The sequence below is a fragment of the Bradyrhizobium sp. dw_411 genome (assembly GCF_018449695.1).
Classification (GTDB): domain Bacteria; phylum Pseudomonadota; class Alphaproteobacteria; order Rhizobiales; family Xanthobacteraceae; genus Bradyrhizobium.
On record NZ_JAAVUY010000004.1, the window covers coordinates 427,857 to 449,735 of the forward strand.

At 61.4% G+C, this 21,879-nt stretch carries 21 protein-coding genes; 13 read left to right on the forward strand and 8 right to left on the reverse strand.

Translation table 11 applies throughout. The features are described from left to right. The first annotated feature begins 25 nt into the window (after window positions 1-25). Window positions 26-703 (forward strand): leucyl/phenylalanyl-tRNA--protein transferase, encoded by a 678-nt coding sequence (aat, locus tag HB676_RS09125; RefSeq protein ID WP_213737425.1) that lies wholly within the window; start codon window positions 26-28, stop codon window positions 701-703. Between the two features lie 51 nt (window positions 704-754). On the opposite strand, the gene HB676_RS09130 is transcribed toward aat, so the two are convergent. Continuing rightward, window positions 755-1,762: a DUF2155 domain-containing protein gene (locus HB676_RS09130; RefSeq protein WP_213737426.1), complete on the reverse strand. Its 1,008-nt coding sequence runs from the start codon at window positions 1,760-1,762 to the stop codon at window positions 755-757. A 231-nt stretch (window positions 1,763-1,993) separates the two neighbouring features. On the opposite strand from HB676_RS09130, the gene HB676_RS09135 reads away from it, so the two are divergent. The 3 genes from HB676_RS09135 to HB676_RS09145 all read left to right on the forward strand — a co-directional run bounded on the left by HB676_RS09135 (window position 1,994) and on the right by HB676_RS09145 (window position 4,887). Then, window positions 1,994-2,773 (forward strand): SDR family NAD(P)-dependent oxidoreductase, encoded by a 780-nt coding sequence (locus HB676_RS09135; protein WP_213737427.1) that lies wholly within the window; start codon window positions 1,994-1,996, stop codon window positions 2,771-2,773. Between the two features lie 15 nt (window positions 2,774-2,788). Continuing rightward, window positions 2,789-3,736 carry an alpha/beta hydrolase gene (locus HB676_RS09140; protein ID WP_213737428.1) on the forward strand — a complete coding sequence of 316 codons (948 nt, stop codon included), beginning with the start codon at window positions 2,789-2,791 and terminating at the stop codon, window positions 3,734-3,736. Window positions 3,737-3,849: 113 nt separating this feature from the next. Then, window positions 3,850-4,887 carry a Na+-dependent transporter gene (locus HB676_RS09145; protein WP_213737429.1) on the forward strand — a complete coding sequence of 346 codons (1,038 nt, stop codon included), beginning with the start codon at window positions 3,850-3,852 and terminating at the stop codon, window positions 4,885-4,887. Here the strand turns inward: HB676_RS09145 and HB676_RS09150 are convergent. Next, window positions 4,829-5,767 carry a GlxA family transcriptional regulator gene (locus HB676_RS09150; protein WP_213737474.1) on the reverse strand — a complete coding sequence of 313 codons (939 nt, stop codon included), beginning with the start codon at window positions 5,765-5,767 and terminating at the stop codon, window positions 4,829-4,831. The genes HB676_RS09145 and HB676_RS09150 overlap by 59 nt on opposite strands. Window positions 5,768-5,857: 90 nt before the next feature. Here HB676_RS09150 and HB676_RS09155 point away from each other — a divergent pair, with 90 nt between their 5' ends. Continuing rightward, window positions 5,858-6,544, forward strand: coding sequence for a DJ-1/PfpI family protein (locus HB676_RS09155; RefSeq protein ID WP_213737430.1), 687 nt, complete (start codon window positions 5,858-5,860; stop codon window positions 6,542-6,544). A gap of 281 nt (window positions 6,545-6,825) precedes the next feature. Here HB676_RS09155 and HB676_RS09160 read toward each other — a convergent pair whose 3' ends face one another. Then, window positions 6,826-7,239, reverse strand: a complete 414-nt coding sequence (locus HB676_RS09160; RefSeq protein WP_213737431.1) for an NADH:ubiquinone oxidoreductase subunit NDUFA12 — start codon at window positions 7,237-7,239, stop codon at window positions 6,826-6,828. A gap of 246 nt (window positions 7,240-7,485) precedes the next feature. On the opposite strand from HB676_RS09160, the gene HB676_RS09165 reads away from it, so the two are divergent. Then, window positions 7,486-7,983, forward strand: coding sequence for a BA14K family protein (locus HB676_RS09165; RefSeq protein ID WP_213737432.1), 498 nt, complete (start codon window positions 7,486-7,488; stop codon window positions 7,981-7,983). Between the two features lie 30 nt (window positions 7,984-8,013). Here HB676_RS09165 and HB676_RS34225 read toward each other — a convergent pair whose 3' ends face one another. Beyond that, window positions 8,014-9,357, reverse strand: a complete 1,344-nt coding sequence (locus tag HB676_RS34225; RefSeq protein WP_213737433.1) for a tetratricopeptide repeat protein — start codon at window positions 9,355-9,357, stop codon at window positions 8,014-8,016. 1,011 nt (window positions 9,358-10,368) lie between these two features. Continuing rightward, window positions 10,369-11,268, reverse strand: coding sequence for a DMT family transporter (locus HB676_RS09175; RefSeq protein WP_213737434.1), 900 nt, complete (start codon window positions 11,266-11,268; stop codon window positions 10,369-10,371). Between the two features lie 842 nt (window positions 11,269-12,110). Between HB676_RS09175 and HB676_RS09180 the strand changes: the two genes are divergently transcribed. The 4 genes from HB676_RS09180 to HB676_RS09195 all read left to right on the forward strand — a co-directional run bounded on the left by HB676_RS09180 (window position 12,111) and on the right by HB676_RS09195 (window position 19,040). Next, window positions 12,111-15,851 carry a vitamin B12-dependent ribonucleotide reductase gene (locus HB676_RS09180; RefSeq protein WP_213737435.1) on the forward strand — a complete coding sequence of 1,247 codons (3,741 nt, stop codon included), beginning with the start codon at window positions 12,111-12,113 and terminating at the stop codon, window positions 15,849-15,851. Between the two features lie 330 nt (window positions 15,852-16,181). Next, window positions 16,182-17,114 carry a hypothetical protein gene (locus HB676_RS09185; RefSeq protein WP_213737436.1) on the forward strand — a complete coding sequence of 311 codons (933 nt, stop codon included), beginning with the start codon at window positions 16,182-16,184 and terminating at the stop codon, window positions 17,112-17,114. Between the two features lie 201 nt (window positions 17,115-17,315). Further along, entirely contained in the window at window positions 17,316-17,594 is a 279-nt protein-coding gene (locus tag HB676_RS09190) for a DUF3892 domain-containing protein (RefSeq protein WP_213737437.1), read from the forward strand. A gap of 246 nt (window positions 17,595-17,840) precedes the next feature. Beyond that, window positions 17,841-19,040, forward strand: a complete 1,200-nt coding sequence (locus tag HB676_RS09195; protein WP_213737438.1) for a multidrug effflux MFS transporter — start codon at window positions 17,841-17,843, stop codon at window positions 19,038-19,040. A 21-nt stretch (window positions 19,041-19,061) separates the two neighbouring features. Here HB676_RS09195 and cutA read toward each other — a convergent pair whose 3' ends face one another. Continuing rightward, a complete protein-coding gene (gene cutA / locus HB676_RS09200) occupies window positions 19,062-19,382 on the reverse strand; it encodes a divalent-cation tolerance protein CutA (protein ID WP_213737439.1) in 321 nt (106 codons plus the stop codon). Window positions 19,383-19,483: 101 nt separating this feature from the next. After that, complete coding sequence (locus HB676_RS09205) at window positions 19,484-19,804, reverse strand: helix-turn-helix domain-containing protein (RefSeq protein ID WP_213737440.1); 321 nt, start codon at window positions 19,802-19,804, stop codon at window positions 19,484-19,486. Between the two features lie 92 nt (window positions 19,805-19,896). On the opposite strand from HB676_RS09205, the gene HB676_RS09210 reads away from it, so the two are divergent. Next, entirely contained in the window at window positions 19,897-20,649 is a 753-nt protein-coding gene (locus HB676_RS09210) for a glucose 1-dehydrogenase (protein ID WP_213737441.1), read from the forward strand. A 145-nt stretch (window positions 20,650-20,794) separates the two neighbouring features. Here HB676_RS09210 and HB676_RS09215 read toward each other — a convergent pair whose 3' ends face one another. Continuing rightward, window positions 20,795-20,974, reverse strand: coding sequence for a hypothetical protein (locus HB676_RS09215; protein ID WP_213737442.1), 180 nt, complete (start codon window positions 20,972-20,974; stop codon window positions 20,795-20,797). A gap of 165 nt (window positions 20,975-21,139) precedes the next feature. On the opposite strand from HB676_RS09215, the gene HB676_RS09220 reads away from it, so the two are divergent. After that, window positions 21,140-21,310, forward strand: a complete 171-nt coding sequence (locus HB676_RS09220) for a hypothetical protein (RefSeq protein WP_213737443.1) — start codon at window positions 21,140-21,142, stop codon at window positions 21,308-21,310. 97 nt (window positions 21,311-21,407) lie between these two features. Next, window positions 21,408-21,836, forward strand: a complete 429-nt coding sequence (locus HB676_RS09225) for a hypothetical protein (RefSeq protein WP_213737444.1) — start codon at window positions 21,408-21,410, stop codon at window positions 21,834-21,836. Window positions 21,837-21,879: the final 43 nt, after the last annotated feature.

A 21,879-nucleotide genomic window follows, 5' to 3' on the forward strand; every position in this document is an offset into this window, starting at 1 on the left:
GCCTTCCGCCTGCTATCCTGCGCTCATGACCTCGCGCGAATCCGCCTCGTCCGATATCACGCCTGAAGTGCTGCTGCGCGCCTATGCCTGCGGCATCTTCCCGATGGCCGAGAGCGCCGACGATCCTACCTTGTTCTGGGTCGAGCCGGAAATGCGCGGCGTGATTCCGCTCGACGGCTTTCGCGTCGCCTCGCGTCTGGCGCGCACGGTGCGTTCCGACGCCTTCACCGTGACCGTCAATACCGCCTTCAAGGCTGTGATTGCCGGCTGTGCCGCGCCACAGCCGGGCCGCGACGACACCTGGATCAACAAGCGCATCCGCGATCTCTATATCGGACTGCACGAACTCGGGCATTGCCACAGCGTCGAGGTCTGGGAAAATGATGACCTGGTCGGCGGGCTCTATGGCGTCAGCCTCGGCCGAGCTTTCTTCGGCGAGAGCATGTTTCACCGCGCCCGTGACGCCTCGAAAGTCGCGCTGGTGCATCTGGTGGCGCGGATGATCGCAGGCGGCTTCGCACTGCTCGACACGCAATATGTGACCGAACATCTGCGCAGCTTCGGCGCGGTCGAGATTCCGCGGCGGCGCTATACTGCCCTGCTCGAAAAGGCGATCCGGGGCGAGGCTGATTTTCTGAAATTGCCGGTTGATCACCCCATCAGCGGCGAGCGCGCGCTGGCGATCATCGCAGATCGGGAATAGTCGCGAACGCCGCGGCGCACGGTGCCGCGTCCTGTCATCAGCCCAGAAGTATTACTGCCTGAAAATTCCGAACAGGCCGCCGGGTTGCTGCGGCGGGGGTTGCGGCTGAGGCGGCGGCAGCGGTTGGGGCTGCTGCTGGAATTGCGGCGGCGGTGGCGGACGCTGCGCCTGCTGCTTCGGCGGGGCCGGCGGACGTTTCGGGGCCACCGGAGCCGGCGCGGGTTTCGGCGGATCGGGCTGCACGCTGACAACGGTGGCGTCAGGCGCTTTACAGTCGGTCAGCCAGATATCGTAAATCGGATGCTCGACACCGTGCAGGCCGGGACTGGCCGCATACATCCAGCCCGAAAAAATCCGCTTCACCTCGCCCTGCAGCGTGATCTCGTCGACCTCGACAAACGCGTCGGTGTTGGCGGCCTCCGTCGCCGGGCGCGTATAGCAGGCGTCGGTTTTCACACGCAGCGCGCCGAACTGAACGGTCTCGCCGACATCCTCGTCGAAATTGATGATGCGCCCGGTGATCTTGTCCAACCCCGAAAAGCTCGCCTTCTTGTTGACGATCTTCTGCGCTGGCGGCTCGGAAACCACCTCGTCGCCGGGCTGCAGCGTCGCCGGCGTCTGCGGCACGTTTTTAGGCTGCTGACGCTGTCCCGGCGCGCCAGGCGGCGGATTGGCGACTGGTGGCGCGACCGCGACGCCCTGATTGGGCTGCGGAGGGGCTATCGCTACGCCGGGCGGCGTGTTCTGCGGGACGACGGTGGTACCCGGCGGCGGCGCCAGCGGCTGCGACTGCACGCTTCCCGGCGCCGGTACACCCTGCCCCGGCGGCAACGGACGGTTGGGGGTCGGCAGCAGGCGGCCTTGCGGCAGTTCCGGCACTTCCTCTTCGTCGTCGAGCTGCTGTTGCTGCTGCTGATTGCCGCGCGGAATGCTGCCGGGCGGGCGCGGCGCCGGATCGGAAAAAATATTGCCGATCTGCGCATGCGCCGGGGGCGCAAACGAGATGGTCGCGGCGGCCACCAGGGCCGCAAATCCGATCAAGGCAATGGTTCGAAACATCTCGCGGCTTTAAAAAAGCGAATCGGGCTCACGACATTGTACAGGCTATCGCCGCTCGCAGGGCTTCCGGTTAACATGCCGAATACGGCGGGGAAAGGGCGGGTGCCCATCCGCTTCGTCACTGGTCAGCCCGCGTCACAAATGAAATAATCTCGCCATAAAGGCCCGTGCGCGACGCGCCGGAACCCAAAAATCCGGAATAACCGGACTACCCCTGAGGAAACGCTGGGCATGCCCGATCGCATTCGTCTCGACGGCAGGGTTGCCGTCGTCACCGGCGCCGCTGGCGTCATTGGCATCGCGACCATGCAGCTTCTGGCCAAGCGTGGTGCGCATATTGTCGCAGTCGACCGCAAGCCAAGGGAACTGCAGGCTGCCATCAGGGATTTGCCGGGATCGGCGAGGCCTCTCGCAATCACTGCCGACGTAACCCGTGAAGAGGAAGTCGCCGAATATGTCCGCGCCGCCGTCGATACATTCGGCACCATCGACGTGTTTTACAATAACGCCGGTATCGAGGGCGATATCGCACCGATAACCCGATATTCGCTCGAAACCTTTCGCCGGGTGCTCGACGTCAACGTGGTCCGCGTCTTCCTGGGGCTTAAGCATGTGCTGCCGGTGATGCTCAAACGAAACAAAGGCAGCATCATCAACACCGCCTCGATCGCCGGCCTGATCGGCTCTCCCGATATCGCAGCCTACAGTGCCAGCAAACATGCGGTGATCGGCCTGACCAAGAGCGCCGCGCTGGAATGCAGCCAGACCGGCGTGCGCGTGAATTGCGTTTGCCCCGGGCTCATCGACAGCCGCATGCTGAGCGCGATCATCGACGGCCGCAATCCTGGCAACGCAACTGTTCCCACCGATAAAGTTGCGGAACGGATTCCCGCGCGCCGGCTCGGACAAGCCTCGGAAGTCGCTTCCATCGTCGCGTTCCTCGCTTCTGACGAAGCTAGTTACGTCTCGGGATCGGCCTATACCGTCGATGGCGGGCGTACTGCTGCCTAGAACAGGAAACTCATTATGCCCGTCACCCTCGATCCCGATGCCGCCTTCGTGTTCAAGGCATTTCAGGAAGCCGGCCGGCCAGCTTACGAGACGCTATCGCCGAAAGAGGCGCGCGAATTTTATTTGCAGGCCCGGCTCGTCACCAATCCCGAGCCGCCCGCGCTCAAATCAGTTGAGCCGCTCGCGATCCCCTCCCCCGCCGGGCCGATCCCTGCGCGCATCTACACGCCGTTGAAACTTCGCAGCTCCAACGGTCTGGCGCCCTGCCTGGTATTTTTTCACGGTGGCGGTTGGGTGATCGGCGATCTCGACACCCACGACGTGGTGTGTCGAAAACTGGCCGACGAAGGCCAGCTGATCGTTATATCAGTCGATTATCGCCTCGCGCCCGAGCACAAATTCCCGGCCGCCGTCGATGACGCGATCGCGGCGACCAAATGGATCGCCGGCCACGCCAGCGATCTCGGCATCGACGCAACGCGGCTTCTGGTCGGCGGCGACAGCGCCGGCGGCAACCTCGCCGCGGTGGTCGCGCTATCGGCGCGTGACGGTGACGGTCCCGCGATCTCGGGTCAGGTGCTGATCTATCCGGCGACGGATTTTGCGATGACGCAGCCCTCGCATCGCGAGCCCGAGACCAGCATCCTTCTCACCCATTCCGTGATCAGGTGGTTTCGCGATCATTATCTGAACGGCATCTCCGATATCGGCGATTGGCGCGCGTCACCGGCCCGCGCCAGGACATTCGCCGGATTACCGCCAGCCTATGTGCTGACCGCGGGCGCCGACCCCTTGCGCGACGAAGGCGATGACTATGCGCGACGCCTGAAGGAAGCCGGCGTCGCCGTAAACTGGCGGACCTTCCCCGGCCAATTCCACGGCTTCTTCACCATGGGCAAGCTGTTGCAGCAGGCCAATGTCGCCGCCACCGAAATCGGCGCGTGGTTGAGAGCGCTGAATTAGATCACCATCAAAACGGAAACAGACCGCAACGAGACGTTACTTTATACCGTGCACCGATTGCCACATGGTCACGTTCCGCCCTCCCTTCCCGCAGCATATCCTTCGAAAGCCACATGCCCGTCATTTTACAAAAGGCCGGAGCCATTCCGGTGCAAGTCCTGCGCTGGCTCGGCGCTCAGGGCACCCGCGCGGTAGCAGCCCTGGTGTTCATCGGCGTTGCGCTGCCCCCGCTTGGTGAACTGCTCAGACCTTACGTCACGGAGGCGATCTTTGTTCTGCTGTGCATATCGTTCATGCGCGTGGATGTCGCAGCGTTGCGGGCGCAACTGCGGCGGCCGGGAATCGTTCTTGCCGCAACGCTGTGGACCACATTCGGCGTGCCCTTGATTGCGGGCCTGGGCTCACTTGCGACCGGATTCGATGTCCGTTCGCCGGATCTGTTTCTGGCGTTGATGCTGCAAGCGGTGGCGGCGCCGATGATGGCGGCGCCGGCGCTGGCGGCCCTGATGGGACTGGATTCAACGCTGGTGCTGATCACGCTGGTCACCAGCATATCGCTGATTCCGATTTCGGCGCCGCTGTTCGCCTATGTGTTCTTCGGCGCCGCGCTGACGCTTTCGCCGCTCGGGCTCGGCTTAAAACTGTTCGCGATTGTCGCCGGCTCGCTGGTCATCGCCGCCGTGATACGCTGGAGCGTCGGCGCCGCTGCCATCCAACGGCACAAGGGCCCGATCGACGGACTCAATATCATCACCCTGTTCGTGTTTGTCAGCGCCGTGATGGGGACTGTGGCCGGCAGCTTTTGGGCTGATCCGATCTGGGTGATCGAAGTCACGGCCTTCGCCTTCGCGGTGTTCTTCGCGCTGCTCGGTGTTACCGTGCTGATTTTCCGCAAATGCGGTCACGAACGCGCGTTCGCGCTCGGCTTGATGGTTTCACAGCGCAACATGGGACTGATGCTGGCCGCCACCAACGGCGTGCTGCCGGGGACGACGTGGCTTTATTTCGCGCTCAGCCAATTCCCGGTTTACCTGACACCACTCCTGCTCAAGCCGATCGTGGCGCGACTTAGACCGATACAGCCGGCTGAAACTATCCCGCCCGCGCCGCGCGACGCAGCGATTGCGGGGGCTGACCGAAGGCGCGAATAAAAGCACGCCGCATCCGTTCCGGATCGCGAAAACCGGTGACTTGCGCAACGCGCTCGATCGCCTCGCCGGACGATTGCACCCGTTGCCGCGCCACCTCGATCCGCAGGCGCTCGACCGCCTTTGAGGGCGTCGTGCCGGTCTCCGCGATGAAAGCGCGCGTGAAATGCCGCGAACTCATGCCGGCCCGCTCGGCGAGATCCTCCACCGTCAGCGGCGCATCGAGATGTTCGCGCGCCCAGGTGAGCAACGGGCCGAAGCGGCCGTTCGGCGTCTTCAATTCCAGCAGCGATGAAAATTGCGACTGGCCGCCGCTGCGGCGATGGTAGAGCACGAGCTGGCGTGCGGTTTCCTGCGCGATCTCCTCGCCGAAATCCTCCGCCGCCATCGCCAGCGCGAGATCAATGCCGGCGCTGATGCCGGCTGAACTCCAGATATTGCCGTCGCGGACGAAAATCTGGTCAGCCTCCAGTTTCACTTTCGGATAGGTGGCAATGAAATGCCGGGTGCGCCGCCAATGCGTGGTGGCGCGACGGCCGTCCAACAGCCCGGCTTCGGCGAGCACGTAAGCACCGGAACAGACGCTGGCGACGCGGCCGCCGCGCCCGGCAATTCCCCGCACAAAGGCCAGCGTCTTCTCGCACTGCGCCGCCGCGCGCACGCCCTCGCCTCCCGCGATAATCAGCGTGCTGATCGCGCCCGATGGTTTGAGGCCGCGTGCGAAAATCTCAACGCCCGACGAACTGCGCACCGGTCCCGGCACCGCTGCCACAACCTTGATTGACGAGGTTTTGCCGGCAAAGCGGCCCGCAATCTCGAACACCGAGATCGGGCCGGCAGCATCCAACAACTGGAAATCGGGATAGACAAGCACGCCGATCATGTTCGCGACGATGTCCCAAATTGAGGGAAATAAGGCATTCATGACAATAGCCTGATGTGGCAGGATAGCAAGCTCCAGGAGGTTCTCTTCATGCCGGCACCGCTTCAGATCGGACTTCTCGTCTTTCCGAAAGTGACCCAGCTCGACCTGACCGGGCCGCTGCAGGTATTTGCGAGCGTGCCGGGCGCGCAGGTGCATCTGATCTGGAAACGCATCGAACCGGTTCCGAGCGATAGCGTGCTCACGCTGACGCCGACCGTCAGCTTTGCGGATTGCCCGCAGCTCGACGTGATCTGCGTACCCGGCGGCGCCGGCACCGACGATATGGTCAATGACGAGGAGATGCTGGCATTCCTGCGCCGGCAGGCGGGCGGCGCGAAATATATCACCTCGGTGTGTACGGGATCGCTGGTGCTGGGCGCCGCCGGCTTGCTCAAGGGATATCGCGCAACCACGCATTGGACCGCGATGGATTATCTCGCGCCCTATGGCGCGACGCCGACGAGGACGCGTGTATGCGTCGACCGTAACCGCGTCAGCGGCGGTGGTGTCACCGCGGGGATCGATTTCGCACTCACGCTGGTGTCGATCCTCGTCGACCGGCAGACGGCCGAAGCCATTCAGTTGCGGCTCGAATATAATCCGGCGCCGCCGTTCAATGCCGGTTCGCCCGACACCGCGCCGCCGGAAATTCTTGCGCGCGCGAAAGAGCGGCTTGCATCCAGCCAGCAACGGCGCGGTGAGGCGAACCGCCGGGCCGCGGCGCGGCTGGCGTGATCACAAGAAAAAGGCCGCCCGGTTTCCCGAACGGCCTTTCCTGTCCTATGGCAGCTCCACATTGACGGGCGATTTCAGGAACTCTGCGCCGAGGGCCTATCTCCCAGCCGTAACCTGATCGGCAGCCGCTGCATATCGGGGCAGTCGCGAACTGTTGCCCGAACCGACGCGATGGTTTCCCACCTCCATAAGATGACGTCATTAAGCCGTCATGTCGGGGCGGACTCAAGAACGCGTTGCCGGATGTCCCCGCTGTTCACAGGGCGGAACGACAAGGAGCTTCAGTTGCTGCCCGGGGTCCACGGCTGATAGTCGCCGGTCGCCTTGGGGCGTCGGCCGCTGGCGAGCGTCGAGCCGGAAGGCCGGTAGGCGGCGGGCGTGCCCGTCAGATTGGGCTGATGCGGCTTCTGCCATTCGCGCGGCGTATAGCTCTCTTCGGTCGGCGCGACATCGACGGTGTGATGCAGCCAGCCGTGCCAGGACGGCGGCACGCGGGTCGCCTCGGCATAACCATTATAGACCACCCAGCGCCGCTCGAAGCCGAGCGTCGGATCGATCTTGCGGCCCTTGGTGCGGTAATAGCGATTGCCCTGCTCGTCTTCGCCGACCAGCTCGCCGAACCGCCAGGTCCACAATTGCGTGCCGAAGGTCTGGCCGCTCCACCATGTGAAGACTTTGAGAAAAAACAGTTTCATGGGGCCCGGCCGGTTCGAGAAGTGCGTCGAAGCCCTGATGCCATTGACCGGCCGAATTGTCCAGTTTTGTTCGGTCACAAGCCCGTTCGATCGACGATATACGCCACCCAAATCACACGAAATCGACGCAATCCGTTCATACCGCGTACAGTTGGGCTCGGACAATCTCCTCCCACGCATTGAGATGCGGTTTGGGCTTGTCACCCTCCCCCGGGGGTTCGACACCCCCTGAGGATGGAGCCGAACATGATTGGTTTTAAAATTTTGAGCGCGGTTGCTATTTTGACCCTCGTCGTCGCGGCGCCCGCCGCAAGCTTTGCCGCACCTCACGGTCGAGGCGGCGGCGGTGGCGGAGGCGGCGGTGCCCGCGCAGGTGCTGGTTTCCATGGCGGTGGCGGCGGTGGAGGCTTCCGCGCCGGTGGCGGCGGGGCCGCCTTCCGCGGCGGCGTACCGGGCGCGCGTTTCAGCGGCGTCGGCCCCGGTTTTCGTGGCGGCTATCATCGTCGCGGCGGCGTCTTCATCCCGGGCTCGGTGGTCGGCGCGGTCGGCTTCTACGACGACGGCTATTACAGCGACGGCTATTACGACGACGCCCCTGTCGCGGTGGGCCCGGCTCCCTTCCAAGCCGTTCCCGTCCAGGGCGACGACGGTAGCGTCGCCTACTGCATGCAGACCTATCGCTCCTACGACCCGCGATCGGGAACCTATCTCGGTTATGACGGCCTCCGGCATCCCTGCCCCTAAACTCCTGCCCGGACCCCGTAACGGGAGGCGCTATTTGGCGGCCGATTTGGCTTCCAGCGCCTTTTCCAGATGCTCGTGGGCATTCTTGTAATTGGGTGCGAGTTCGATGGCGCGGCGATATTCCGCGATCGCGTCATCGGTCTTGCCGTCGGTGGATAGAGCGACGCCCAGACCATCGTGGGCCGTTGCGTTCCTGGAATCGAGATCGAGCGCGAGATGATATTCCGCGATGGCGTCGTCGGTCTTGTGCTGATGATACAAAGCGGAGCCCAATTCGACGTGGGTGTACGCGTATTTCGGATCGAGCGCGATCGCGTGATGGAATTCCCTGACCGCGTCGTCGAGTTTGCCCTGGCGGGCGAACGAACGGCCAAGATTGTAATGCGGTAGTGCGGCGTGCCGGTCGAGCTCGATCGCCCGGTTCAATTGCGCAATGGCGTCGTCCTGACTGCCGTCCGGCAGCGCCTTCTCGCCCAATACCAAACCCAGATTATTATAGGCCACCGCCGATCTCGGATTGATGCTGATGACGCGCCGGAATTGCGTAATGGCCTCGTCGTATCTGTTTTGACGCCGCAACACGAGACCGAGATTGTTGTGCGGCGTTGTATTGCTCCAGTTCAGGCTGATCGCCTTTCGCTGCATCGTTTCCGCTTCGGCAAATTTGCCGTGATCGGAAGCGTAACGTCCCTTCAGGATATACGCCCATTGCACGCTGACGTCGCTTTGCCGGGGATCGGCGATGATGTCCTCGGCCCTCTCCACGGCCTCGTCCGGATGAATGTGATACAAGGCCATCGCGCCGATATGGGGCTTTATTTTCCACGTGACCGCGGGCGCCGCCTTGGTCAGGAGATCGTCGGGATTCTCTGAATCAAATCCGCTGCTGTAAACCTCCCGGCCATCCACTCGCAGCCGCAGCGCCAGTCTGTCGTGCGAAATGAGTTCGCCGGATATCCTGTGCCCCGTGCCGTAATGCAGGACGCTGCGCATCGACGACACCAGCGCGTTGAGCGACAGGTCAATTTTCGGAACCACGAAATCCGGCAACTCATCGCTCGGCGCGATGTCCAGCTCTTCCATCAGCGAGGCCACCTTGTTGTCACTGGCGTAATGCTGGATGGCATCGAGCAGCCGATGGCTCGCCACTTCGGGTGTGTAGCCGTTGTCGGACAGCGCCTTCGGCACCGAGATCGGTTCGATCGTGACGACGTCTCGCGCGAGTTCCTCCACCACGAGAACGCCGATCACGATAAAGATGATGACCCAGCTCAGCGCGATCACATTGCCGAACGTAGCCGCCCGCGCGACCCATCCGGCCGCGGCCTGAAAATTTGTCTTTAATTTAAGCCAAACGGCAATGATTGAATTCACGGCTCAACCTTCCCAGTTGTTCCGCATAATGCCCACAACCCTATCATTTTGCGCGCGGCCGCGGTAGCGGCGGCCGGTCAATTCGGCGCGTGGTTCTGTCGCAGTGGGGCGCTTTGCCGAATTCCGCTCACGTCATTCCGGGATGGTGCGAAGCACCAGACCCGGAATCTCGAGATTCCGGGCTCGATGCTTTGCATCGCCCCGGAATGACGTCGCTTGAATTTCCACACACACCACAGCATTCCCGCGACGCATCCGCCCGAGTTTTGCTCTTCTCGTTCCGCCCTCGCTTCAGAGGGCGCAGGGAATGCCGGGCGCCTGGTGCGCCCGCAGCCGCGCGTGTATTGGGTGGTAGCACGCGCGTTAGTCACCACGGTCACACCGGAAACGCCCGGCATTCCCCGCGCAATGGTTTTACGACTTATTTCGTACTCTCCCCGGTGATCGGGCTTTTTTGTCACCGTCGTCCGCGCAGTCTTCTGCGCGAGACTTGACACCAGCGTCGAGGCGTCAGGACCACACGACTTCGCCGTCCGCTGTCGCACCATTCGTCAAAGGCGCAACCTGCGTCCATTGCATCCCGCATCAACGTTCGTGACGACCGCGAAGCGCCCCTCTTGTGAGGCGGGATGCGCATGGGTTTAGACTGATTTGCGATTTCGGAAAATCGGAATATTTTTATGGAGAGAACTGGACATTTGATTTGTGAATATGCGTATTGATTTGCCCGTCGGGTAGAACGCTCTCCCCTCGTCGTCCCTGCGCACGCAGGGACCCATAACCACAGGACGTTGTGTTGTGCGAAAGTCCTCGAACAGCGTCCTTCAACGATAGGCCACGGCGTATGGGTCCCTGCGTGCGCAGGGACGACACCTGTTATGTGGCGCCGCTGCCAATTCTGTCATTGCGAGCGAAGCGAAGCAATCCATAGCACAACACACGCCACACTATGGATTGCTTCGTCGCTTTCGCTCCTCGCAATGACGAGAACCGCGAGCGTAAGTGAAGCCTCTACGACTTCGTCGCCAGCGCAACACCCGCCAGCGTGAACACCAGGGCCGCGACCTGGCCGGGGCCGAGGGGTTCGTGCAGCGCCAGCGCCGAGGTCATCACGCCGATCACGGGCACCGCCATGGTGCCGATCGCGGCGACCGAGGCCGGCAGGCGCGCCAGTGCTGCGAACCAGGCGACATAGGCGACGCAGAACTGGATCACGGTCGAATAGAACAGCAACAGCCAGCCGGTCTGCGTGAGCTCGTTCCAGTGCGGCGTATCGATCAGGAAGCCAACGATCAGGACCGGAAAACAGCCGATCCCGATCTGCCAGGCGGCGGCCGGGATCGGCGGCAATGGCAGCGGCAGCTTTTTCGCCAGCACAGTTCCGAGCGCAAACGCCATCGCGCCGACCAGCGCCATGATGATCCCCGGCAGTTTCGTGACGCTGGCGGTGAGACCGTTGCCGCCCATGATCGCCGCAAGACCTGCAAACGCCATCACCAGCGCCAGCGTGCGCAATACAGTGGGCCGCTCGCCGAGCACCGGCCACGCCAGCAGCGATGCCCATACCGGCATCGTATAGGCGATCAGCGCGGCTTCGCTGGCGGGCAGCCAGAGCAGCGCCAGTCCCATCAGCACCATCCAGCCCATTACATTGAGCACTGCCGCCAGCACCAGGCGCGGCCAAAGATCCGGGCGCACTTTCAGGCTCTGCCCCCGCGTCAGCGCCAGGATCGCCAGCAGGCTCGCGCCGATCACGCCGGTCACGCCGCGCAGGGTCATCGGCGGCAATTCGCCGATCAGATATTTGGTGGCCGGCCAATTGAAGCCCCAGCCGACCGAGGTGATCGCGAGGAATATCAGGCCAGCGGGCGCGATGCGCGCTTTGGCGCCCGGCTGAGTTTGCAGTGTCATGAAATGGCGACCCGGTGGAATCGGCGCCACCCTGCCGGTTATATCAGCCCAATACCATCGGCCGGCGGGCATGCCTGCTTATTGAAAAGGCCTGCCGCTGGAAACCAACATGAGTTCGGGAATCCCCGATTCGGCGTGCGCCGTTACGATTCGTGCACCCACAGCGCGAGCCCCAATCCACCGCGAGAAACTTTCTCCGTAGCTTCACGTGAGTCTTGGCGAGGCAAGTCCTCGGCCACAATAAATAGTTGCCCTGTGAACAGCGGGGCGAAGCCCGGAAAGGCACCCCCAAGTCACTTTTTTTCGCTTGGGAATCCCTGAGGACTCACTGATACTTGCGGGCAAGACAGGCGCGGGTCGCCCCCTGTTATTCTCCCTTTTCCACCATATTTAGTATTTGATTCAGGAACTCGTACTAATCCTTGACGGGCGCGATGGAGTCGTCCTAGTTTTGATCCTGTTCGGCGCGAGTGTGTTTGGGTCCCGCTGATCGCTCCCTGAAGGGTTCCAAGAATGACCACTCCGCCAGCCGGTTGAGGCTGCGGGTACGGGCTTTTTTGTCCGTAAATTCGGGGATTTCGGAGCGGCAAAAACGAGCCAAAACGGCTCAGGTGGCGTTGAGAGTAATGGTCTGATGGAAACGGGGCGTTCCGGTCAGACCATGCGGCGGCAAGACCATGTGCAGGCAATCGCCTGTACCGGTCTGGCGGCCAGAGAAACAGGGCCGGGTCAACCGGTAGAGCGTGCGAAGTACCCGGACCATTTTGGTCCGGAAAATTCGCTCAAGGAATAACATCCGGCCGCGCGGCAGCGGTCCGGTCAGAGAGAACGGGGCAAGACCAATGCGAATCGAACGGCGCAACACGACTCAAGGCCAGTCACCCTACGCAGGAATTGATTTCAGATTAACGACATCTGAAATCCGTAATCCTGACGGCTCGGTGGTGTTCCGCCTGGAAAACGTCGAGGTGCCGGAATTCTGGTCGCAGGTCGCCTCCGACGTGCTGGCCCAGAAGTATTTCCGCAAGGCCGGCGTCGCTGCGCGCCTCAAGAAGGTCGAGGAAGAAACCGTGCCGTCATGGCTGTGGCGCTCGGTGCCCGACACTGCGGCGCTGGCCGATCTGCCGGAGGCTGAGCGCTATGTCAGCGAACTCTCGTCCAAGCAGGTGTTCGACCGCCTCGCCGGCTGCTGGACCTATTGGGGCTGGAAGGGCAAGTATTTCTCGTCGGAAGAAGACGCCAGCGCGTTTTATGACGAACTGCGCTTCATGCTGGCCAAGCAGATGGTCGCGCCGAATTCGCCGCAATGGTTCAACACCGGCTTGCATTGGGCTTACGGCGTCGATGGACCCGGCCAGGGCCATTATTATGTCGATCCCTTCACCGGCAAGCTGACCAAATCGAAATCGTCCTACGAGCATCCGCAGCCGCACGCCTGCTTCATCCAGGGCGTCAATGACGACCTCGTCAACGAGGGCGGCATCATGGACCTGTGGGTGCGTGAAGCGCGTCTGTTCAAATACGGCTCCGGCACCGGCTCCAACTTCTCGCGGCTGCGCGGCGAAGGCGAACGTCTCTCCGGCGGCGGCCGCTCCAGCGGCCTGATGAGCTTCCTCAAGATCGGCGACCGCGCCGCGGGCGCGATCAAGTCCGGCGGCACCACCCGCCGCGCGGCCAAGATGGTCGTGGTCGATGCCGATCATCCTGACATCGAGACCTATATCGACTGGAAGGTAAAGGAAGAGCAGAAGGTCGCCGCCCTCGTGACCGGCTCCAAGCTCAACCAGCGCCACCTCAAGGCGGTGCTGAAAGCCTGCGTCAATTGCGAAGGTTCGGGCGACGACTGCTTCGATCCCGAAAAGAACCCGGCGCTGCGCCGTGAGATCAAGCTCGCTCGTCGCGCGATGGTCGCCGACGGCATGATCAAGCGCGTGATCCAGTTCGCCAAGCAAGGCTACAAGGAGATCGATTTCCCGATCTACGACACCGACTGGGATTCGGAGGCTTACCTCACGGTGGCCGGCCAGAACTCGAACAACTCGGTCTCGCTGAAGGACGATTTCCTGCGCGCGGTTGAGACCGACGGCGACTGGAACCTGATCGGCCGCACCAACAAGAAAGTGACAAAGACTCTCAAGGCGCGCGATCTCTGGGAAAAAATCGGTCACGCCGCCTGGGCCTCGGCCGATCCCGGCCTGCACTTCAACACCACCATGAACGACTGGCACACCTGCAAGGCATCGGGCGATATCCGCGCGTCCAATCCGTGCTCGGAGTACATGTTCCTGGACGACACCGCCTGCAATCTGGCGTCGGCCAATCTGATCACCTTCTACAACACAACGACAAAACAGTTCGACGTCAGTGCCTATGAGCATCTGTGCCGGCTGTGGACCGTCGTGCTGGAAATTTCGGTGATGATGGCGCAATTCCCCTCCCGAGCGATCGCGGAACTGTCTTATGAGTTTCGCACGCTGGGTCTGGGCTTCGCCAACATCGGCGGTCTCCTGATGACCATGGGTCTGTCGTATGACTCCAAGGAAGGCCGCGCGCTGTGCGGCGCGCTGACCGCCGTGATGACCGGCATCAGCTATGCCACCTCGGCCGAGATGGCCAAGGAGTTAGGCCCCTTCCCCGGCTACAAGAAGAACGCCGCGCATATGCTGCGGGTGATCCGCAACCACCGCCGCGCCGCGCACAGTGAAAGCCGTGGCTATGAGGCGCTGGCCGTCAATCCGGTGCCGCTCGACTCCGCCTCCTGCAAGCAGCAGGACATTGTCACCCACGCCCGCGCCGCCTGGGATCTCGCGCTTGAACTCGGCGAACTCCATGGCTTCCGCAACGCGCAGACCACCGTGGTGGCGCCGACCGGCACCATTGGTCTTGTGATGGATTGCGACACCACCGGCATCGAGCCTGATTTCGCGCTGGTGAAATTCAAGAAGCTCGCCGGTGGCGGCTATTGGAAGATCATCAACCGCGCCGTGCCCGAGGCGCTGCGCACGCTCGGCTATCGCGAAAGCGAGATCGCCGAGATCGAAGCCTATGCCGTCGGCCATGGCTCGCTCTCCAATGCGCCGGCGATCAACGTGTCTACCTTGAAAGCAAAAGGCTTCACCGACGAAGCCCTGGCCAAGGTGGAAGCGGCGCTGCCCACCGCGTTCGACATCAAATTCGCCTTCAACAAATGGACCTTTGGCGAAGACTTCCTGCGCGATACACTGAAGATCGAGCCGGAAGCCATTGCGGCGGCGAATTTCGACCTGCTCGCCGCGATCGGGTTCACCAAGCGCGAGATCGAGGCCGCCAACGTGCACATCTGCGGCGCGATGACGGTGGAAGGCGCGCCGCATCTGAAAGCCGAGCATTACAGCGTGTTCGATTGCGCCAACCCCTGCGGCAAGATCGGCAAGCGCTATCTCTCGGTGGAAAGCCACATCCGCATGATGGCGGCGTCGCAGCCGTTCATCTCCGGTGCGATTTCCAAGACCATCAACATGCCGAACGACGCCACGGTGGAAGACTGCAAATCCGCTTATCTTCTCTCCTGGAAGCTCGCGCTCAAAGCCAATGCACTCTATCGCGACGGCTCGAAGCTCTCGCAGCCGCTGAACTCGCAACTGATCAGCGACGAGGACGAGGAAGAGGATGCGGTCGAGGCGTTCTACGACAAGCCGATGGCGGCGCGCACCGCGCAGCTTTCGGAAAAGGTCGTGGAGCGGCTGGTCGAGCGCATTGTCGTGATGCGCGAGCGCGAGAAGATGCCGGATCGCCGCAAGGGCTATACCCAGAAAGCCGTGGTCGGCGGACACAAGGTTTATCTGCGCACCGGCGAATATGATGACGGCCGGATTGGCGAGATCTTCATCGACATGCACAAGGAAGGCGCGGCGCTGCGCTCCTTCATCAACAACTTCGCGATCGCCGTCTCGCTCGGCCTGCAATACGGCGTGCCGCTGGAGGAATATGTCGACGCCTTCACCTTCACCCGCTTCGAGCCCGCGGGCCCGGTGCAGGGCAACGACTCGATCAAGTACGCGACCTCGATCCTCGACTATGTGTTCCGCGAACTCGCGGTCAGCTACATGAGCCGGTTCGATCTGGCGCATGTCGATCCCACCGAGTCGAATTTCGACGCGCTCGGCAAGGGCGTCGAGGAAGGCAAGTCGCCCGATCCCGCGCATTCCACCCGCTATGTCTCGAAAGGCCTGACCCGCTCGCGCACCGACAATCTCGTCGTCATGCGCAGCGAGCCGCAGCCGGAAGCCCGCGCCTCCGGCAACGTCACCGCGCTGGCCTCGCACGCCCCGACCGGGCGCACCGCCGACACCATCGAAGGCGCGGTCGCGCTGAAGCAGGAAGCCCAGCACGATCTGTCACCGACAGAAAAGCTGGAAGCACTGCAATGGAGCAAGGCCGGTGCAGCCGCCGCGGCAGTGCCCTCAAAGGCTGAGCGCCGCGCGGAAGCCAAGGCCAAGGGCTACGAAGGCGAGATGTGCGGCGAATGCGGACACTTCTCGCTGGTGCGCAATGGGACCTGCATGAAGTGCGATACGTGCGGCAGCACGACGGGGTGTTCGTAAAACACTCAGGCTGTCATGGCCGGGCGCCTGTCCCCGACTAGATCGGGGATGACCCGGCCGTCCATCAGATAGAAAGGGCGGCCGAGAGGCCGCCTTTTTGTTTCGTCGTCACATGTGACTTCGCCTTTCTTCTGGCTGAGCGCGCATTTTTCAACGTCGAAAACGGCTAAAAAAATAAGATTTTTTCCTGAATTCTCCCAATAATTCAGTAGCTTGTTGATCAAAAAAGAATTGCATTGACTACTAAATACGAATCACGATTGCGGACCATCCGCAAGTATGGTTAATTTTTAACTCTTATTCCCAAGTTCATTTGTGCTGAGGTGTTCCATGCGTACCAGCCAATCTCGGAAAGCGTCGCGCCAAATCAAAAATCGGTCAGTTAGTTTAAACGTGACGACAAGCGGTCTTGAGATCCAGATCGAGGACCTCAAAAGTCTGATCAAGCATCCCCCGTCTACTTCTAAGATTATTGAATTTTCACCAGCTCTCGCTGAGCACATCCTTACGAATTTCTCGCGCGACAACCGCCCCACAAAACCTGCGAAGATCAAAAGGTATGCACAGGATATCGTCGATGGGCGATGGGGACTTACCGGTGACACTATCAAGTTTGGCTCTAACGGAGTTCTGCGAGATGGACAAAATCGTCTCGCTGCCTGCGTGCGAGCAGGACGTTCAATTCGGTCTCACGTTGTGTTTGGGATCGATCCCGATCTCTTCACTCGTATGGATATCGGAAAAAATAGAACTCCTGCCGACGTGTTCTCAATAGCCGGAATCCCTTACGCAAGCCACGTCGCAGGTGCGGTTCGCTGGCTCGTAATTCTAACAGGTCCAAATCCCGGCGACCGTGGTGCCCAATTCTCAAACGAAGAGTTGCTTCAAGCTTACAGGGAAAAGTTTGATGCAGACAAACTCGAACATTCCATCCAGTGCGCCCTCGCTGTTCGAAAAAGCACGAGGCATCCAGTCGCTCCTTTGGCCGCTCTGCACTACATTTTCGCAGAAAAAAATCGTGAGAAAGCTGACGGCTTCTATGAAGAATGGGTGATGGATCGCACTAAACGCGCTCGTGCACCCACCCGGTACCTTCAGAGAAGACTCGTTGAAGTTGCTCGTCAAAGCAATCAACGGCTTCACGAAAACGTACGTAACGCGCTAATTATCAAGGCATGGAACGCATATGTAGCCGGCCGCGCTTTAACGAAAGCGGAAATGCAACACGCGCCGGGGGACAAAATGCCAAAGATTTCCGGCTAAATCGGATACCGATTTAAATACCAACGCCGGAGCGCGAACTCCGGCGTTGGCACCCGCGAAGTCCCAGCTAAGGTACTTGCGGGGATGTCCGGAAAGCGAGACCCGCCTCCCTGACTGACATCGGGAAAATAGCGGTTATCACTCTTGGCGTCCAGCGGAGCCTTAGCATCACAACCGGCCCTCGGCCGGAAAGGTACTGCTATGGCTAATCATGAAATTAAGTGCATCAACAAGACTGATCGCCTTAACCCCCATGAGCGTATTCAAAATGTTGGGGGAGTTCGCGCTTCGGGTTCTACCTTCAAAATCACTCAACCGGCTTGTATCGCTGAAATTGAGCGAGGCGAGCAGTTCTTCGTGCACCGGGCAGGAAAAACTGTGAGGGTGATCGTCGCCACCCACAACGGCAATAAGTACATCAAGACCGAAGCAGACGGAGTTCAGCCAGACAATCTCCTGGCGCTGCCTGAGTGCCCTTAAAACTATTGAACTTCACAACCGAAGAGCGGCTGAAAAGCCGCTCTTTCCAGCTTCTGCGACCATCTTATAGAGCAGATGAGCGTCAGCGTGATCCGCCACTAATCGGCGCAATACGCTTCGCTATTGCGCCCTACCAGCCTTGAGCAAACGCGATAGTGTGATCGCCCCCACCATTGCGGCCGCAGTCCGGGCTCGCTATGGACGCCCCTCACTTCACCGTCACGACGGCATCAAAAAGAACACTTCATGGCTTCTTCCTTTACGCGCAACGCCGTTGTGCTCGGACTGCTGTCGGCGGTCGGTCCGTTCGCAATCGACATGTATCTACCGGCGCTGCCGGCGATCGCAGCCGATCTGCATGCCACCACGTCCGCGACGCAGATGACGCTGATCGCGTTCTTTGTCTCGTTCGGCCTGTGCCAGATCGTCTACGGGCCGCTGTCCGATATCTATGGCCGCAAGCTGCCGCTGTATGGCGGGCTGGCGCTGTTCATCCTGGGCGCGATCGGCTGCGCGCTGTCGCCCAATGTTGCCTGGCTGATCGGGTTTCGTTTCCTGCAGGGCATTGGTGCCGCGATGGGCGTGATCCCGCGCGCGATCATTCGCGACCTCCATACCGGCGCCGAAGCGACCCGGTTGATGTCGCTTGTGATGCTGGTGTTCTCGGTATCGCCGATCCTGGCGCCCCTGACCGGCAGCGCGCTGATCGTGCCGTTCGGCTGGCGCGCGGTGTTTCTCGCGGTCGGTGTCGCTGCGCTGATCGCATTGCTGCTGGTGATTTTCCTGCTGCCGGAGACGCGCCCGGCCCATGAGCGCATCGCGGGCAGTGTGCGCAGCATCTTCGGCAGTTTCGGCGAATTGCTGCGCGACTGGCATTTCCTCGGGCTGACCTTCATCGGCGGATTCGGCATTGCCAGTTTCTTCGCGTTCCTGTCGACGTCGTCCTTTGTCTACATCGGCCATTACGGCCTGACGCCGACGCAATACAGCATGGCGTTCTCGATCAACGCCATCGGCTTCATCGGCGCCTCGCAACTGGCGGGTTTCTTCGGCGGCCGCTTTGGCATGGGCCGGATGGTGATGGCGGCGGTGTCGGCCTATGCGTCGTTCGCCGTGTTGTTGCTGGCGCTGACGCTGGCGGGCCTCGACAGTCTGCGCGTGCTGATTCCGCTGTTGTTCGTGTCGTTCGCGTTTCTCGGGCTGGTGATACCCTCGACCATGGTGCTGTCGCTGGAAAATCACGGCCGCATCGCGGGCATTGCCTCGGCGCTCGGCGGCACGCTGCAGATGGTCGCAGGCGCCATCATCACCGGCATCGCCGGGCTGTTCTTCGACGGCACCTCGCTGCCGATGGTTGCGACAGTCGCCGCGGCGGCCGTAGCCGCGTTCGTGCTGAGCCTCGTCACGATGCGCAAGAGGGAGCTGAAGCCGGTTCGCCATTCGTAGAGCGGATTAGCGTCAGCTCGGTTACGTCGTTTCCTTCACCATCCAGGCGAGATATTTTTCCAAACCGCCCTCCACCGGCAGGCACAGAATTTCCGGCGTGTCGTAGGGATGGATCTTCACGATCGCCGCTTCGAGCGCCTTATATTTATCCTTGGTCGTCTTCAGATAAATCAACTGCTCGTCGCCGTTTTCGATTTTTCCGTCCCACCAGTAATGACTTGATATCGGTTGGATCTGGACGCAGGCGGCGAGACGGGCTTGCAGGACGGTCGTCGCGATTTTCTCGGCGTGCGCCTTGTCGGGCGCCGTGGTCATGACCACGCAGGCGTTGATGTCGGCCATTTCATCGCTCCGTCAGCTCGGATAACACGTAGCCCGCATGAGCGCAGCGATATGCGGGATCGATAGACCGAAGACCCCGGATGTCGCTTCGCTCATCCGGGCTACGTACCTTCCGGATATCCCAAAATCGTCTTCAACAATCTTGGAAACCGCGCATTGATATCCGCCACGCGCACGACGTTGCGGTGTTCGACGCCTTGTTTGGAGGTCTGGATCAGGCCGGCTTCGCGCAGCACGCGAAAGTGATGCGACAGCGTTGATTTGGCCATGCCGGGGCACGGCATCGCCTCGGTGCAGGACATACAATCGTTGCTTTGCTCAAGTAGGCTCTTGACGATGCGCAGCCGCATCGGATCGGCCAGCGCTGCCAGCACGCCCGCCAATGTGATGTCTTCGCGCGAGGGGTGAACGAATTGCACCATGCACAAAGATATAGCGCTGCCCTTGAACCGGTTCAATAGTTCACTATTACTGAACTATTGAACAATGCGCTGCGGCGCGACAGGAGAGCCAAATGACCAAGAGACTTGCAGGCAAAGTGGCGCTGGTAACCGGCGCATCCAAGGGGATCGGCGCCGAAATCGCGGTTCGCCTCGCCGCAGAAGGGGCCGCGGTGGCCGTCAACTACAGTTCCAGCAAGGAAGGCGCCGACAAGGTGGTGGCCGCGATCACCGGCAAGGGCGGCAAGGCCGTCGCCGTGCACGGCAACCTCTCCCAGGCCGGCCAGGCGCAAAAGGTCGTCGCCGACACCGTCAAGGCGCTGGGCGCGATCGACATCCTCGTCAACAATGCCGGCCTTTACGAATTCGCGCCGCTGGACGGCATCACCGCCGAGCACTTTCACAAGCATTTCGATCTCAACGTGCTCGGGCTGCTCCTGGTGTCACAGGAAGCCGCGCGGCATTTCAATCCGGCCGGCGGCAGCATCATCAACATCTCCTCCGGCGTTTCGACTATCGCGCCGCCGAACACCGCAGTCTATACCGCGACCAAGGCCGCGGTCGACGCGATCTCCTCGGTGCTTGCCAAGGAACTGGCGCCGCGCAAGATCCGCGTCAACACCGTCAATCCCGGCATGATCGCGACCGAAGGCGTGATCTCCGCGGGCTTCGCCGAGGGCGACATGCGCAAGTGGATCGAGTCGGTCACGCCGCTCGCGCGGATCGGCAAGGTCGAGGAGATCGCCGCGGCAGTGGCCTTCTTCGCGTCCGACGATGCATCCTACGTGACCGGCGAAACGCTGCATGTGACGGGTGGCTTGCACTAAGCGATGACGATTTTGTCACGGCCGGGATTTGTCCCGGCCGTGATGAGGTGCGCAGTTGAAAAGTAGCCCGCATGAGCGCAGCAATATGCGGGACCGGCCCCCGGATATCGCTCCGCTCATCCGGGCTACTCTCGATCTCCTGGCATCAATTCTGATAGCACCAGATGATATCGCAGCTTTTGGTATCGCTCGCTGCAGGCCTGGGGCCGCCATGCTGCTGCGTTGTACGCGCGGGCTTGCGGCCATGACGCGCGGCATCGGCCGTCTCGATCGTCAGGGCAGCCATCAGCACGACAGCGAGAACGGTCAAAACGCTTCGACGCATGTGAGTCTCCGCTGAGAGCGCAGCGCTGAAAGACAATCATGCTGTTGCGCTGCACATATTGTCCCTGCCCGCCCGCTTCAAGTCAGCCTTGAAAATCCGGTCGAGAACAAACATGATCCGCGCCGGACGCGCCTGCTCAAAGACAGGCCGTGGAGGAGATTCCCGATGTTGCAACGTGCCCTCCCGGTCACGCACCCACCCATGCTGCCTGGCCGGACGCTTCGTGCGCGCAAGCGTTTTGGCGCGCGTGCGCTGTATCGGGCATTTGCCGTTCGCGCGCGGCTGATGTTGCGGCGGCTGGGCGACTTCTTTGCCGCAGGCGGTCCACTATCGTAGAAACGCGGAACTAACTTTCTGGCGCTATCCTTGCTCCCATTCGGATTTTAACGCGCGATTAACTCTAAGCGTTTGGCGTTTTGGTTGGAGCATAGGGATGTTCAGATTTGGCACCGTGATGGTGGCGGCAATGCTGATCGCTGCGGGCGCAGCACACGCCCATGAGGAGGCTCCGGCGCCGCCGCCCAAGAAGGAAACGCCGGCCGTTCCGATCAAATTCGCCGAGACCAAACGCGGCACCGTGCTGGCCAATACTAGCGGCATGACGCTGTATTATTTCGACCGCGACGACAGCGGCACCAAATCGACCTGCAACGGCAAATGCACCGAGAAATGGATTCCGCTTGCCGCCTCCGACGAGTCCAAGCCGCAGGGCGATTTCACAGTGATCACCCGTAGCGACAAGAGCAAGATGTGGGCCTACCGCAATCGCCCGCTCTACACGTCTTACGAAGACAAGGCCGCCGGCGACGTCAACGGCTTCGATCCCGCCAATCTCTGGCACATCGCCCGGCCGGTGAACTGAGGCTGGCGTCATTGACTTCATCCTTCGAGACGGCGCTTCGCGC

Coding starts and splice junctions, on each gene's coding strand:
- HB676_RS09190 (WP_213737437.1), top strand. CDS start 17,316: ATGGCTAATCATGAAATTAAGTGCATCAACAAGACTGATCGCCTTAAC.
- HB676_RS09150 (WP_213737474.1), bottom strand. CDS start 5,767: ATGATCGGCGTGCTTGTCTATCCCGATTTCCAGTTGTTGGATGCTGCC.
- HB676_RS09175 (WP_213737434.1), bottom strand. CDS start 11,268: ATGACACTGCAAACTCAGCCGGGCGCCAAAGCGCGCATCGCGCCCGCT.
- HB676_RS09155 (WP_213737430.1), top strand. CDS start 5,858: ATGCCGGCACCGCTTCAGATCGGACTTCTCGTCTTTCCGAAAGTGACC.
- HB676_RS09210 (WP_213737441.1), top strand. CDS start 19,897: ATGACCAAGAGACTTGCAGGCAAAGTGGCGCTGGTAACCGGCGCATCC.
- aat (WP_213737425.1), top strand. CDS start 26: ATGACCTCGCGCGAATCCGCCTCGTCCGATATCACGCCTGAAGTGCTG.
- HB676_RS09165 (WP_213737432.1), top strand. CDS start 7,486: ATGATTGGTTTTAAAATTTTGAGCGCGGTTGCTATTTTGACCCTCGTC.
- HB676_RS09160 (WP_213737431.1), bottom strand. CDS start 7,239: ATGAAACTGTTTTTTCTCAAAGTCTTCACATGGTGGAGCGGCCAGACC.
- HB676_RS09205 (WP_213737440.1), bottom strand. CDS start 19,804: ATGGTGCAATTCGTTCACCCCTCGCGCGAAGACATCACATTGGCGGGC.
- cutA (WP_213737439.1), bottom strand. CDS start 19,382: ATGGCCGACATCAACGCCTGCGTGGTCATGACCACGGCGCCCGACAAG.
- HB676_RS09185 (WP_213737436.1), top strand. CDS start 16,182: ATGCGTACCAGCCAATCTCGGAAAGCGTCGCGCCAAATCAAAAATCGG.
- HB676_RS09225 (WP_213737444.1), top strand. CDS start 21,408: ATGTTCAGATTTGGCACCGTGATGGTGGCGGCAATGCTGATCGCTGCG.
- HB676_RS09180 (WP_213737435.1), top strand. CDS start 12,111: ATGCGAATCGAACGGCGCAACACGACTCAAGGCCAGTCACCCTACGCA.
- HB676_RS09215 (WP_213737442.1), bottom strand. CDS start 20,974: ATGCGTCGAAGCGTTTTGACCGTTCTCGCTGTCGTGCTGATGGCTGCC.
- HB676_RS09140 (WP_213737428.1), top strand. CDS start 2,789: ATGCCCGTCACCCTCGATCCCGATGCCGCCTTCGTGTTCAAGGCATTT.
- HB676_RS09130 (WP_213737426.1), bottom strand. CDS start 1,762: ATGTTTCGAACCATTGCCTTGATCGGATTTGCGGCCCTGGTGGCCGCC.
- HB676_RS09195 (WP_213737438.1), top strand. CDS start 17,841: ATGGCTTCTTCCTTTACGCGCAACGCCGTTGTGCTCGGACTGCTGTCG.
- HB676_RS09220 (WP_213737443.1), top strand. CDS start 21,140: ATGTTGCAACGTGCCCTCCCGGTCACGCACCCACCCATGCTGCCTGGC.
- HB676_RS09145 (WP_213737429.1), top strand. CDS start 3,850: ATGCCCGTCATTTTACAAAAGGCCGGAGCCATTCCGGTGCAAGTCCTG.
- HB676_RS09135 (WP_213737427.1), top strand. CDS start 1,994: ATGCCCGATCGCATTCGTCTCGACGGCAGGGTTGCCGTCGTCACCGGC.